9 protein-coding genes and 1 pseudogene are annotated in these 13,561 nt (G+C 69.9%); 4 read left to right on the top strand and 6 right to left on the bottom strand.

The annotated features are described in order from the left end of the window. A pseudogene (locus GWK61_RS45405) lies at positions 1-968 on the top strand (hypothetical protein); the annotation flags it as partial. 61 nt (positions 969-1,029) lie between these two features. Here GWK61_RS45405 and miaB read toward each other — a convergent pair. From miaB to GWK61_RS45420, 3 genes are all read right to left on the bottom strand, one after another. Beyond that, positions 1,030-2,571: a tRNA (N6-isopentenyl adenosine(37)-C2)-methylthiotransferase MiaB gene (gene miaB / locus GWK61_RS45410; RefSeq protein WP_194918893.1), complete on the bottom strand. Its 1,542-nt coding sequence runs from the start codon at positions 2,569-2,571 to the stop codon at positions 1,030-1,032. A 56-nt stretch (positions 2,572-2,627) separates the two neighbouring features. Next, entirely contained in the window at positions 2,628-3,689 is a 1,062-nt protein-coding gene (gene mraY / locus GWK61_RS45415; RefSeq protein ID WP_194918905.1) for a phospho-N-acetylmuramoyl-pentapeptide-transferase, read from the bottom strand. 276 nt (positions 3,690-3,965) lie between these two features. Beyond that, complete coding sequence (locus GWK61_RS45420) at positions 3,966-4,493, bottom strand: GNAT family N-acetyltransferase (RefSeq protein ID WP_194918895.1); 528 nt, start codon at positions 4,491-4,493, stop codon at positions 3,966-3,968. Between the two features lie 19 nt (positions 4,494-4,512). On the opposite strand from GWK61_RS45420, the gene GWK61_RS45425 reads away from it, so the two are divergent. Together GWK61_RS45425 and GWK61_RS45430 are read left to right on the top strand one after the other, a co-directional pair. Continuing rightward, positions 4,513-5,709, top strand: coding sequence for a serine hydrolase domain-containing protein (locus GWK61_RS45425; protein ID WP_194918897.1), 1,197 nt, complete (start codon positions 4,513-4,515; stop codon positions 5,707-5,709). Positions 5,710-5,738: 29 nt separating this feature from the next. Further along, entirely contained in the window at positions 5,739-6,701 is a 963-nt protein-coding gene (locus GWK61_RS45430) for a threonine/serine dehydratase (protein WP_194918899.1), read from the top strand. A gap of 15 nt (positions 6,702-6,716) precedes the next feature. Here the strand turns inward: GWK61_RS45430 and GWK61_RS45435 are convergent, their stop codons facing one another. The 3 genes from GWK61_RS45435 to GWK61_RS57660 form a co-directional block, all read right to left on the bottom strand. Then, complete coding sequence (locus tag GWK61_RS45435; RefSeq protein WP_228564022.1) at positions 6,717-10,682, bottom strand: glycoside hydrolase family 3 C-terminal domain-containing protein; 3,966 nt, start codon at positions 10,680-10,682, stop codon at positions 6,717-6,719. A 334-nt stretch (positions 10,683-11,016) separates the two neighbouring features. Beyond that, positions 11,017-11,889: an MFS transporter gene (locus GWK61_RS57655; RefSeq protein ID WP_369125664.1), complete on the bottom strand. Its 873-nt coding sequence runs from the start codon at positions 11,887-11,889 to the stop codon at positions 11,017-11,019. A 54-nt stretch (positions 11,890-11,943) separates the two neighbouring features. Next, a complete protein-coding gene (locus GWK61_RS57660; protein ID WP_228564023.1) occupies positions 11,944-12,717 on the bottom strand; it encodes an MFS transporter in 774 nt (257 codons plus the stop codon). A gap of 177 nt (positions 12,718-12,894) precedes the next feature. On the opposite strand from GWK61_RS57660, the gene GWK61_RS45445 reads away from it, so the two are divergent. Then, positions 12,895-13,561, top strand: a 667-nt coding sequence (locus GWK61_RS45445; RefSeq protein WP_194918903.1) for a TetR/AcrR family transcriptional regulator C-terminal domain-containing protein, incomplete at its 3' end; no start/stop codon positions are given.

Here is a 13,561-nt window from a genome sequence, read left to right on the forward strand (position 1 = left end):
CCCCCGGCCCCCAGCCCGCGCCGGGCCCGTGGGGTCCCGGCCCCGGCCAGCCGCCGTACCCGCCGGGGCCGCAGCCCTACTTCCCGCAGCAGGGCCCGCCGCCCAGCAAGGGCAACGGCGGCAAGACCGCCGCGATCATCATCGCGGCCGTCGTCGCGGTCGCGGCGGTGGTGTCGCTGGTCGTGGTGGCCACCCGGGGCAACAACGGGTCGTCCGACACCATCAACAACGCCGCGAAGTCCTCGACCTCCGGGACGACGAGCGGGCCGACGTCGGTGCCCGGGACCAACTTCCCCACCGGGTCGACGTCCGGTTCCAGCAACTCCGCGCCGACCGCCACCGCGAGCAGCACCTCCAGCGACGCCACCACCGCCGACTCGGCCACCACCACGGACTCGCCGCCGGCGCTGACCTCCAAGCCGTTCGACCCGACGGTGCTCAACGCGTTCCAGACCGACAAGACGCCGCTGGACGTGAACTCGCTCGTGCCGCAGGACTTCACCGACGACAAGGGCGTGCACTACTCGCTCAAGGCCGGCAGCGTGCAGCCCTGCGTGCAGACCGACATGTCCAACAACATGCAGGACATCCTGACCTCCAACAGCTGCAGCAAGGAGATCGCGGCCGCCTACGTCGACGACAGCGGCCAGTACCTGGTCTCGGTCAAGGTCCTGCCGCTGCCCGACCAGCACACCGCGACCACCGTCTACAACGACCTCGCGCAGCAGTCCGCCGCCGACTTCGGCATCTGGTGCCCGGCGAGCGGCGCCGGCTCCAACGCCTGCCAGGGCGACTACCAGTCCGCGACCATCAAGCAGTACCGCGAGCAGCAGCACCGCTACATCATCCTGTCGGTGGCGCTGGCCGTGAACCACTCGCAGTCCACGGAGATCACGCCGTGGCTGGACGCCGCCGCGAAGAAGGCCGTGGACACCTCCGGCCCGTTCAACTGGTCCGGGAACCAGTAGACGCCAGACATCTGAGGCCCCTGCGAATCACATTCGCAGGGGCCTCAATCACGCACACGAATCAGCAGACGCCGCAAGCGTTCTCGTTCTCCGCCTCGGCCTGCGCCGACACCGCCGGCTTGCCGATCGACGGCATCCCCAGCGCCACCGCCGACGCCCGCCGCTCCGCCTCCGGCTGCTCCTGCCGAGCCTGCCAGGCGTCACCGGACCGCGTACGTCGCAGAGTCTTGATGGCGCTGCCACCCTCGGGCCCGTCGGCGTTCAAGTGGTGCGGCGCGGCGTACGTGATCTCTACCGACACCATGTCCCCGGGACGCGGCAGGTCGGCAGCCGCAGTGTCACCCACCGCAAAGTGAACCAGCCGATTGTCCGGAGCCCGCCCCGACATCCGCCGCGTCTCCCCGTTCTTGCGCCCCTCGCCCTCGGCGACCAGCAGCTCGACGGTCCGCCCGACCTGCTTCTTGTTCTCCTCCCAGGAGATCTCCTCCTGCAGCGCGACCAACCGCTCGTACCGCGCCTGCACGACCTCCTTGGGCACCTGCCCCTCCATCGTGGCCGCGGGCGTCCCGGGCCGCTTGGAGTACTGGAACGTGAACGCGGCCGAGAAGCGCGCCTCGCGCACCACGTGCAACGTCTGCTCGAAGTCCTCCTCGGTCTCCCCGGGGAAGCCGACGATGATGTCGGTGGTGATCGCCGCGTCCGGCATCGCCGCGCGCACCCGCTCGATGATGCCCAGGTAGCGGTCCTGCCGATAGGAGCGGCGCATCGCGCGCAGCACCGTGTCCGAGCCGGACTGCAACGGCATGTGCAGCTGCGGCATGACGTTCGGCGTCTCGGCCATCGCCGCGATCACGTCGTCGGTGAAGTCCCGCGGATGCGGCGAGGTGAAGCGCACCCGCTCCAGACCCTCGATCTGCCCGCACGCGCGCAGCAGCTTCGCGAACGCCTCCCGATCGCCGAACTCGGACCCGTACGCGTTGACGTTCTGCCCCAGCAGCGTCACCTCGCACACGCCCTCGGCGACCAGCGCCTCGATCTCGGACAGGATCTCCCCGGGCCGCCGGTCCTTTTCCTTGCCGCGCAACGCGGGCACGATGCAGAAGGTGCAGGTGTTGTTGCACCCGACGGAAACGCTGACCCACGCCGCGTACGCCGACTCCCGCCGCGTCGGCAGCGTGGAGGGGAACACGTCCAGCGACTCCAGGATCTCCACCTGGGCCTCGTCCTGCACCCGGGCCCGCTCCAGCAACACCGGCAACGACCCGATGTTGTGCGTCCCGAACACCACGTCCACCCACGGCGCCCGCCGCGTGATCTCCCCGCGGTCCTTCTGCGCCAGACACCCCCCGACCGCGATCCGCATCCCCGGCCGCCCCGCCTTCACCGAGGCCAGATGCCCCAGGTTCCCGTAGAGCCGGTTGTCGGCGTTCTCCCGCACCGCGCAGGTGTTGAGCACCACCACGTCCGCCTCGGCGGCGCCGTCCTCCGCCCGCACATAGCCGGCGCCTTCGAGCAGGCCGGACAATCGCTCGGAGTCGTGGACGTTCATCTGGCAGCCGTAGGTGCGGACGATGTAGGTCTTGTCGGTCGCGGTGTCGGGCATGCCTACCAGGATAGGCGCTGCGCAAGTGTGGACAGGCCGACATTCGCCGCGTACGGCTACTTGGCCGCGAAGCCCCCGTAGAACACGGCCAGTCCCCCGGCAGCGAACAGGCCGGCGATGATCCAGAACCGGATCGTCACGTTGACCTCGCTCCAGCCGAGCATCTCGAAGTGGTGGTGGATCGGCGCGATCTTGAAGACCCGTTTGCCGTTCCGCATCTTGTACGACGCCACCTGGATCACCACCGACATCAGCTCGGTCACGAACAGGCCGCCGATGATCAGGGCGAGCAGTTCGGTGCGGGAGCAGATGGCCAGGCCGGCGAACGCTCCGCCGAGCGCCAGGGACCCGGTGTCGCCCATGAAGATCTTGGCCGGGGTGGCGTTCCACCACAGGAAGCCGAAGCACGCCCCGACCAGGGCGGCGCCCACGACCGCCAGGTCCAGGGGGTCGCGGACCTGGTAGCAGCCGCCGTGCGCGGTCAGGCCGCAGGGCTGGCCGTACTGCCAGATGCCGATCACCGTGTACGCGCCGAACGCCAGCACCGAGGCGCCGGCAGCGAGGCCGTCCTGGCCGTCGGTGACGTTGACCGCGTTGGACCAGCCGGCGGTCATGAGGTAGCACCACCCGACGAACAGGATCGGGCCGAGGCCGAGCCAGCTGATGTCGTGCAGGAAGGACACGTGGTCGCTGGCCGGGGTGAGCCCCAGGGAGTTGCGGAACCGCAGCGCCAGCACGGCGAAGGCGACGGTCACCGTGCACTGGCCGACCAGTTTCGCCTTGGCCCGCAGTCCGAGCGACCGGCTCCGGTTGATCTTGATGAAGTCGTCGACGAACCCGACCGCCCCCATCCCGGTCATCAGCAGCAGCACCAGCAGCGCCGAGGCCGTCGGCGTCTTCACGATGATCGCCTTGGTGAGGAAGTACCCGACCAGCACCGAGAGCACGATCACCGTGCCGCCCATGGTCGGCGTTCCCCGCTTGACCAGATGCGTCTGCAGGCCGTCCGACCGGACTTCCTGGCCGTAGCCCCGCTTCTTGAAGAACCCGATCGCGACCGGCGTGCCCAGCAGCGAACATATCAACGCGATGGACATGGCGTAGAGCACCGATCGCATCACGGTGTGGGTCCTCCAACGGGCTGTGCGTTCAGGGGGAAGAACGACGGCGTCCACGCAGACTTTCCGCGTCACACGGCAGGGCAGGCTTGGTGAAGAACGCCGACCATCACGCAGTTTTCGCCGGGCTGACGGAAGTCATAGTACGCAGTCCCGGAGCAGTGCCGTCGGCATGGGTCTGACTAGCCGATGAGCGTTCGAGACGCGGTCACGAAGCAGCAGCCTGAGCTCTCAGCGCGATCGAGGTCCTCAGCGCCGACGTTGAGCTGCGCCGGTTCAGGAAACCGCCTGATTCCGCTCGAAGAAGATCCAATATTGCTGGAGATGCGGCGGAATCTCCGTCCCGGCGTACGGCGTCCGCTCGACGAACCCCCGCGACCGGTATAGCCGCTGGGCGTCCGCCATGAAGCGGACCGTGTCGAGGCGCACGGTACGTGCCTGCATGCGCTGCGCCTCTTCGAGCAGGCGGTCGAGAAGCTGCGAGCCGACGTGCCGGCCGCGGCACTCGGGCACCACGTACATCCGCTTCACCTCGACGACGCCGGGCTCCAGCGTGCGCAGACCGGCCACGCCCACCAGCCTGCCGGCCGCGTCCTGGGCCATGTCCTGGGCCACGAACAGGGCTTTGGACGCGTCGCGGTACTTCTCCAGCGAGTCGCGCAGGCCCGAGACGTCGGTCGGGGAGTCCTCGACGCCGAAGGTCTCGTGGAGCTCCCGCAGAGCCGTGGTCATGTAGTCCACCAGCAGCTTGGTGATCTCCCCGGCCTCGGCGGGGAGGTCGGCGCGGCGGATGACGATCGTCATGGGATGGACAATAGCCGGTATGGCACCGGCACCCCATCTGAACCCGGACGCACTCCAGACCCTCCACCAGACGATCGCGGCCCGCGTCGGGCGCGCCGAGCTGCCCGGCGTGGTGACGCTCGTGGCCCGGGTCGGCGACGACGGCTCCGAGCAGGTCGACGTCGGCGTGTTCGGCGAGACCGGCCTCGGCTCCGGCGACCCGATGCGCCGCGACACCCCCTTCCGCATCACCTCGATGACCAAGCCGGTCGTCGCCGCCGCGGTCCTGGCCCTGGTCGACGCCGGCCGGCTGGAGCTCGACGCCCCGGTCGACGGCCTGCTCCCGGAGCTCGCCGACCGCAGGGTCCTGACCCGCCTGGACGGCCCGCTCGACAAGACCGTCCCGGCCGAGCGCCCGATCACCGTCCGCGATCTGCTGACCTTCCGCCTCGGATTCGGCATGACCGGCGGGCCGCCGGACATCAACCCGCCGTATCCGATCAACCTGGCCGCCGAGGAGCGCGACCTGGTCCTCGCGCAGCCGGAACCGCGCACGCCGCTCGCCCCCGACGAGTGGATCCGCCGGTTCGGCGAGCTCCCGCTGATGGACCAGCCCGGCACCCGGTGGCGCTACAACGTCGGCTCGCTCGTCCAGGGCGTCCTGCTCGCCCGCGCCGCCGAAGCGCCGCTCGACGACGTCGTCAGGGAACTGATTCTCGCCCCGCTGGGCATGGCCGACACCGGTTTCAGCGTCCCCGAGGAGCAGGCGCGCAGGCTCCCCGCCTGGTACTTCACCGACTCCCCCGCCGGGACGCCGACCCGGCAGCCAGCCGACCCCTGGCAGACCTGGGCCGCCCCCGCCGTCTTCCCCTCCGGCGCGGCGGGCCTGATCAGCACGGCCGACGACTACTACGCCTTCGCCCGCATGCTGTTGCGCCACGGCACGCACGAAGGCCGCCAGGTCCTCTCGCCGGAATCGGTCGAGCTGATGACGACCGACCAGCTGACCCCGGAGCAGGTCGCCGAGGCGCCGTTCCCCCTAGACGGCGCCGGCTGGGGCACGGGCGTGTCCGTCACCGCCGAAGGCCGCTACGGCTGGGACGGCGGCTGGGGCACCTTCTGGGCCAACCACCCGCGGCTCGGCCTCTGCGCGATCTTCATGTCGCAGACCACTGACGCGATCTTCAACGGCACCACCGCCGAGTTCGACGCCCTCGCGGCCCAAGCCGCCGCCTGAGGATCCCACAAGGAGCCAAGGAGCCCTCGATGAGCACGAGCACCCCCGTCATCACCGAGACCGACGTCAAAGCCGCCGCCGACCGCATCGCCGGCCGGGTACGCCGGGTCGCCGTCACCCGCGCCGACCCCGGCATCGTCCCGGCCGCCGCCGAGGTGTGGCTGGCCTGCGAGTTCATGCAGCACGCCGGCTCGTTCAAAGCCCGCGGCGCCCTCAACCACGCCCTGCACCACCTCGAGAACGGCACCATGCCGCGCGAGGGCGTGGCCATCGCCTCCGGCGGCAACGCCGCGATCGCCGCCGCGTGGGCCGGCCGCGCCGCCGGCATCAAGGTCACCGTCTTCGTCCCGGAGACCGCGCCGACCGTGAAGGTCGCCAAGCTCCGCGCCCTCGGCGCCGACGTACGCCTGGAAGGCACCGCCTACGCGCACGCGCTGGAAGCCTCCATCAAGCACGCCGAGGCCACCGGAGCCCTGCTCTCCCACGCCTATGACAACCCCCTGATCGCCGCCGGCGCCGGAACCTGCGCCGCCGAGATCCGCGAACAGGCCCCCGACCTCGACACCGTCATGGTCGCGGTCGGAGGCGGCGGCCTGTTCGCCGGCACCGCCGCCGCCATGTTCCCGCACAACGTCCGCGTCGTCGCCGTCGAACCCGAGAACTGCCGAGCCCTCAACGCCGCCCTGGAAGCCGGCGGCCCGACCGACGTCGACGTGCACTCCGTCGCCGCCGACTCCCTCGGCGCCCGCCGCGTCTCAGAGACGGCCCACCGCCTGGCGACCAACCCCCTCGCCACCTCGGTCCTGGTCACCGACGAGCAGATCACCGCAGCGCGCGCCGCCCTGTGGGAGGACCGCCGAGTGCTGGTGGAGCACGGCGCCGCAGCCGCGTTGGCCGCCCTGGTGTCCGGACGGTACTCCCCCGGCGAGGGCGAACGGATCGCCGTCGTGCTCTGTGGCGCGAACACCGATCCGTCCGACCTGACGCACTGAACCCTTACTGAGCCATTACTGCACCACCGACCAAACGAACGTCGCGGTGCCGGAGACGCCCACGCTGTCCTTGGCCGTCACGGTCACGGTGTAGGTCCCCAGCGTGGTTCCGTTGCCGGAGATGGTGCCGTTGTTGCTGATGGAGATGCCCGGGGGCAGTCCGGTTGCCGTGTAGCTGAGTGTCTGCGCGCTGTTCGAGTCCACGGCCTGCATGGCGAAGGACACTCCCGCGCCCTTCGGGCTGCTGTAGCCGAAGGGGTTGACCACGCCGACTGTCTCCGCGCCCGGGACGCCGGAGTTCGGTGTCACGTTGGCGCTGACTGCGGTGTTCGCCGTCGACACCCCCGCGTAGGAGGCGCCGGCGGCGACCTGGCCGGTCAGTGTGTTGGCCAGCGAGGTGGAGCCGGTCAGCGGCAGGCTGTTGGAGGCGTCCCCGACCCGGATCGCGTACGTCCCGGCTTGCGCCTCCCACTGGTTGTCCGTACCGGACCAGGAGGCCAGGTTGTGGACCGTGAGCGGGAAGCTGACCTGTGCGCTCTGCCCCGGGTTGAGCATGACGCGCTGGAACCCGGCCAGCTGGTTCGGCGGGTCCTGGCTGGCTGCCGGATCGCCGACGTACAGCTGCGCCACCTCGGCCCCGGCCACCGATCCGGTGTTGGTGACCGTGGCGGTGACTGTGGCCTGGCCGTTGGCGTTGAACCCGCCGACCGCCAAGTTGGAGAAGGCAAACCTGGTGTAGGACAAGCCGAACCCGAACGGGAACGCCGGGGTGATGTTCTGCGACTGGTACCAGCGATACCCGATGTTCACACCCTCGCTGTAGATCGGCCCGGTCGGCGTCCCCGGCCACTGCGCCGTGGTCTGCGCCGGAACCTGCGACAACGACGACGGGAACGTCACCGGCAACTTGCCCGACGGGTTCACCGTCCCGAAGATCAGCGAGGCCACCGCCGCGCCGGTCTCCTGGCCGCCGTACCAGTTCTCGAACACCCCGGCCACCGAGTTCAGCCACGGCATGACCACCGGCGAGCCGCTGTTGATCACCACGATCGTGTTCGGGTTCACCGCAGCCACATCCGAGATCATCGTCTCGTCGGCGGCTGACACGTCGAGCGTCTTCAGATCGCTCTCTTCACCCTCAGGAGCGCTGACGAAGACGATCGCATACGTCGCAGCCTGCGCCGCAGCCACGGCCTGCGGGATGTTGGTCGTCCCGTTGTCGTCGCCAGGCGTGTACGTGACCTTGACGTTCGGCCCGACCGCATTCTGGATCCCGGTGACCGGCCAGACCGTGTTCGAGCTGTCGACCCCGCCGCTGCCGCCGCCGGCGAGCTCGACTGCGGCACCGCCGTCAGTCCCGAGCACCGCGATGCTCTTCGCAGTGCCCGGATTCGGGTTCAGCGGCAGGATCCCGTTGTTCTTCAACAGAACCGTGCCTTCCTGACCGAGTTGCAGTGCGGTCTGTTGGTGCGCCGCCGTGGTCACCGTGTTGGACAGGGAACCGCTGGCCGGGTTGTCGAACATGCCGAAGGCGAACATCTGGGTCAGGATCCTGGCCACGATGGAGTTCAGCGTGCCCTGGTCGAACTGCCCGGCGGCGAGCGCGTTGCCGAGGTTGGTCGCGTAGGAGTTGAACGGCATCGCGATGTCCAGGCCGCCGTTGGCGTCGGCGACCGCCGGGCCCGCGGCGCCCCAGTCGGAGACCACGAAGCCGCCGTAGTTCGCCTGGGTGTCCAGGCCGTTGCGGAGCATCGAGGCGCTCGCGCACGACGAGGCATTGTTGACCACGGCGTAGGAGCACATGAACGACGCCGGCGCGGACTGCGCGATCGAGTCCTGGAACGGAGCCAGGTACAGCTCCTGCATCGCTTGGTTGCCGACGATCTCGTTGTTGCCGCCGTTCGGGTACTGCTCCTGGTCGTAGGCGGCCACGTGCTTCACATCGGCCATCACGCCCTGGCTCTGCAAACCCTTCACCTCGGCCGAGGTGATCTGCCCGGCCAGGAACGGGTCCTCGCCGTACGTCTCGTAGGTCCGGCCCCAACGCGGGTCGCGCACCACGTTGGATGTCGGGCCGAGCGAGACGTTGGCGCCCTTGCCCGCGAACTCCGCGCCCTTGGCCGTGCCTTCCTGCCCGATCAGCGTCGTGTCCCAGGTGGCCGCGGCCGACTCCCCGTCGGGGAAGGCCGTCACGCCACCGTTGCCGTCGCCGACCCCGGACGGTCCGTCCTCCATGTTGGTCTGCGCGATGCACAGGTTGGGGATGCCTGCGACGTGGCCGATGTAGTTCGTCGTGCCGTCACCGGCGACCAGAGTCAGTTCCTCGGACTGGTTCATGGTGTTGAGGACCTGCTGGACGCGCTGCGCGACCGGCGCGGTGGAGCCGACCCAGGGGCAGACGCCGTTGCCGCCGTTGCCGTTGCCGCCGGTGACCGGCGGCGTGTTGGTCAGGCCGTAGACGTCGAACTCGAGGATCGAGTAGCCCCACTGTGTGGCGCGCGCCGTGCCGTACATGCGGACGTAGCGGTCGGTCGCGGAGACCGGGATCGTCTGGTGGCCGCCGGCCCCGGTGGTCGTGGAGTAGACGTTCGTCCAGGTCGCGTTGTCGTTGGAGACCTGGACCTGGAACGCCGAGGCGTACGCGTTCTCCCACAGGATGCCCACGTTACAGATCTGCTGCTGGCTGCCGAGGTCGACCTCCAGCCACTGCGGGTCGCTGTACGCGCTCTCCCAGCGGGTGCCGGGGTCGCCGTCGGTGGCCGCGAAGGCCAGGTTGCCGGTGGCGGAGTACGTCGAGGACGCCGTGGTCGGCTGGTCCATCGCCAGGTCCTGCGTGCCGCAGTACTGGCCCGGGCCGGGCCCGCCGCCGCCCGATCCCTGCGTGAACGTCAGGAAGTGCAGGTTGAAGCCGTTCGCGTCCTGCTTCACGGTCAGCGTCTGGGCCCCGGCCGGCAGGGTCAGCGTCGCCGTGACGTTGGTCCAGGTCGCGTAGCTCCCGGTGTTGGGGACGGCGACCGAGCCGGTGAGGTTGGCGCCGGAAGCGTTTTCGATGTGCAGCGCGTCGGAGACCCCGTACGGCGACGACACCCGGAAGCTGACGGTGTAGGTGCCGCTGGTGGCCACCTGGACCGTGTAGTTGAACCACTGTCCGGCGTTTGTCCAGCCCATGTCGTAGGGACCGCCGGGCGGACTGGTGTCCTGGGTGTCGCTGGTGTTCTCCAGGTCCACCGAGTCGGTGCGGTAGCCGGTGGCCGTGCCGTTTCCGGCGACCGTGTTGTAGGCGACGCCTTGGCCACCGGTGTCGTAGTTGGCGACCTGAACGGTGCCGGGCACCGGCGCGGGCGTCCCGCCGAACGGCTTGTCACCGCCGCCACCACCGCCTGCGGTGAGGGTGAAGGCCATGTTGTGGAAGTTGAAACCGTTCGAGTCCTGCTTCACCGTCAGCGTCTGGGTGCCGGCTGGCAGGTTCAGGCTGGCAGTGACGGTCGTCCAGGTCTCATAACCGCCGGTGTTGGGAACGGCGACGGAGCCGGTGAGGTTCGCGCCGGAGGAGTCGGCGATGTGGAGAGCGTCGGTCAGGCCGTATGGCGAGGACAGCCTGAAGGCGACGCTGTAGGTGCCGGCGGTGGCGACGCTGACTGTGTAGTTGAACCACTGTCCCGGCGTGGTCCAACCGATGTCGTAGGCACCACCGGCCGGGCTCGTGCCCAGGGTGTCGGCCGTGGCCTCCAGGTCGATCCCGTCGGCGCGGTAGCTGTTCGCCGAGCCGTTGCCGGGGGCCGTGTTGTAGGCGACGCCCTGGCCGCCGGTGTCGTAGTTCGCAGCCTCGACCAGGCCGGGCAGGGCCGCGGGCGTCCCGCCGAACGGGGTGCCGGCGGCGGCGTGCGCCTGGCTGGGCAGGCCGGCCAGCGACGCGGCGAACAACGCGCCGGCCGCCAGCAGGGTCCGGAAAACCGGCCGCTGTCTGGGTGATCTGGACAATCTGGACGATCGCGGTTTGGACGATCCTGGTCTGGACGGTCCTGGTCTGGACGGTCCTGGTCTGGATGTTCGTGGTCGGCCGCGCGCGGCTGTGAGGAGCCTCATTGCAGTCCCTTCAATCCTGGAGACCTCACCGATGGCAGCGGCGTACGGCCGGTGCGTCATCGGTGCGACGTGATCAGGGAGGGCGCCCTCGTTCGGCTTGAATATTGCGCGCGGGTTAACCACTGTCAATGAAGAACCGGTTCCGGAACCGTTCCCGTAACCGGATCCGTTACCGGTTCCGGGGCCTCGAAGAGAGGCCCCGGCAGCTCAGCAACGCTCTGCGATGAGATCACACCTGGGCGACGGTCTGCGCGGCAACCTCAGAAGGCTGAGACAATTCCGCGCGCTTCGCCTGGGGCCGCAACAGGACCAGGGCGGCGATCGCGGCCAGGGCCAGCATTCCCGCGCCGCTGCGGAACGCGAGGTGCAGCGCCTCGACGAAGGAACTGTCCACCGTGTCGCGCAGGACCGGCAGCGCGCGGCTCGCCGTGATCCCGCCGGCGCCGCCGTTCGTGACCGCGGCCACGACCTGGTGCGTGTGCGCGGCGTCGACGCCGTGCGCGTGCAGCTTGTCGTGGAGCAGACCGGTCATCCGGCTGGTCAGGATCGCGCCGAGGGCGGCGATGCCGACCACGCCGCCGACCTCGCGCATGGTGTTCGTGACCGCCGAGGCCATGCCGGCCTTCGGGCCCGGCACGCGTTCGAGCACCGCGACCGAGACCGGCGCGAAGGACAGTCCCATGCCCAGCCCCATGACCGGGAGCGTCCACACATACTGGTCGTAGTGCGCGCCGAGGCCGTAGAGCGACAGTCCGCCCAACGCGATGGCGCACAGTGTCAGGCCGCTGACGAGCGCGGGGCGCGGGCCGAGCCGTCCGGTGACGATGCCGGCCACCGGAGCGGCCACCATGATCGAGGCGGTCGCGGGCAGCGACCCGACGCCGGCCATGGTCGGCGACCAGCCGTAGACGTCCTGCATCAGCAGCGGCAGGAAGAACAGCGCGCCGAACATCCCGAAGCTGACCATGAACCCGCTCATCAGGGCCCCGGTGATGACCCGGTCGCGGAAGAACGACAGGTCCAGCATCGGCGCCGCGCGCGTCGCCTCGATGACGAGGAAGGCGGCCAGCGCAAGCACCGCGAGGGCCGCGGCGCTCAGCACCCGGGCGCTCTCCCAGCCCGAACTCGGCCCCTCGATGAGCGCACTGTATTTGATTTAAACCCAGCCCAGCGCGCCGAAGCCGAGGGCGCCGGTGACCTGGCCGGGGATGTCGAAGCGGTCGCGGCCGTCGTGGAACTCCGGCAGCACCCGCCACCCCACCAGCAGCGCCACGGCGCCGATCGGCACGTTGATCCAGAACACGCTGGACCAGCCGAAGGCGTCGACCAGCGGGCCGCCGACGGCCGGGCCGAGCGCGAGTCCGAGCCCTGAGATGCCGGACCACAGGCCGATGGCGCGGGCCCGCTCGCGCGGGTCGGGGAAGGTGTTGCGGATGATCGACAGGCTGCCCGGGGTCAGCAGCGCCGCGCCCACGGCCTGGAGCATGCGGGCCGCGACGAGCTCGCCGATCGAGCCGGACAGCGCGCAGAGCATCGAGCCGAGCGTGAAGCCGACCACGCCGGTCAGGAAGACGCGCTTGCGGCCGAGGCGATCGCCGAGCGTGCCGCCGGTCAGCAGCAACGCGGCGTAAACCAGGCTGTATCCCTCGACGACCCACTGCAGGCCGGTGACGCCGGCGTGGAGCTGGGAGCCGATCTTCGGCAGAGCGGTGTTGACCACGACGTTGTCGAGCATGGCCATGAACAGCGTGATGCACAGGGTGCCGAGGATCAGGGCTTTGCGACGGGAGGTCGGCTCGCCCGGCGCGGCCGGTGTCGTTGCTGCGGTTGCCGGTGTCGCTGCTGCCTGGCCTGCTGCTGCCGGCGCTTCCGGCGCTTCCGGCGGAGTCCCGTCGTCGGTCCCGCTACGTGTTCGTTCCGGGATGGCCATGATGCCCCCTGTTTCGAGGCGCGGGGCAGCCCGAAGCCGGGCGGAGCCACCGCGCGACGGCTGCCTAACGGCGTTAGGTTCCCACTAACGGCGTTAGACTGCAAGTCTGGGTGCCGACAGCCCTGCTCAGCGGGCACGGCGACAGAAACACGAACAAGACAGACAAGGGGGCCCCGGGTGGCTTCGGCGGACAACGACACGGCGGCCAACGCGGCGGCCAGACCCCCTGCCATCACCCGCGAAGCCCTCACCGCGGCGGGGATGGCGGTGCTGCGCCGCGAGGGCCTGGACGCGCTGTCGATGCGCAAGGTGGCCGCCGAACTGGGCGTCCGCGCGGCGTCGCTGTACTACCACGTGCAGGACAAGGAGCAGCTGCTCGACCTGCTCGCCGACAGCGTGGTCTGGGACGCCCGCAAACTGGCGACCAGCGGAAACTGGGAGAACTGCCTGCGCGAAGCGGCGCACGCCTACTACCGCCACCTGCACGCCAACCGCGACGCCGCGCGCCTGATGGTCGGCCGTCGCACGCCGGGCCCGAACCTGCTGTACGTGCTGGACGTCATGATGGGCCGACTGCACGCTGGCGGCTTCTCCGACGCCGACGCCGCCTGGGCGACGCTCACCATGGCGACGTACGTCCAGGGTTTCGTGCTGCAGGAGCAGTCGCCGAAGCCGCCGCTGAAGGAGAAGCGCGCCGCCGTCGGCCAATACCCGAACATCGCGACGCTCATAGACGTGCTCATGGGCGACGACTCGCAGGAACTGTTCGCGTTCGGGATCGAGCGGATCATCGACGGTCTGCGGACCCGGCTGCTCGCCACGCCCGAAAACCCCTCCGAAAACC

It is taken from the genome of Catenulispora rubra, assembly GCF_015356825.1.
In the GTDB taxonomy this organism is placed as follows: Bacteria; Actinomycetota; Actinomycetes; order Streptomycetales; family Catenulisporaceae; genus Catenulispora; species Catenulispora rubra.

What these genes read in the sequence shown, in the direction of transcription:
- miaB (WP_194918893.1), bottom strand. Translation starts at nt 2,571, where the DNA reads ATGCCCGACACCGCGACCGACAAGACCTACATCGTCCGCACCTACGGC.
- mraY (WP_194918905.1), bottom strand. Translation starts at nt 3,689, where the DNA reads ATGCGATCGGTGCTCTACGCCATGTCCATCGCGTTGATATGTTCGCTG.
- GWK61_RS45420 (WP_194918895.1), bottom strand. Translation starts at nt 4,493, where the DNA reads ATGACGATCGTCATCCGCCGCGCCGACCTCCCCGCCGAGGCCGGGGAG.
- GWK61_RS45425 (WP_194918897.1), top strand. Translation starts at nt 4,513, where the DNA reads ATGGCACCGGCACCCCATCTGAACCCGGACGCACTCCAGACCCTCCAC.
- GWK61_RS45430 (WP_194918899.1), top strand. Translation starts at nt 5,739, where the DNA reads ATGAGCACGAGCACCCCCGTCATCACCGAGACCGACGTCAAAGCCGCC.
- GWK61_RS57660 (WP_228564023.1), bottom strand. Translation starts at nt 12,717, where the DNA reads ATGGCCATCCCGGAACGAACACGTAGCGGGACCGACGACGGGACTCCG.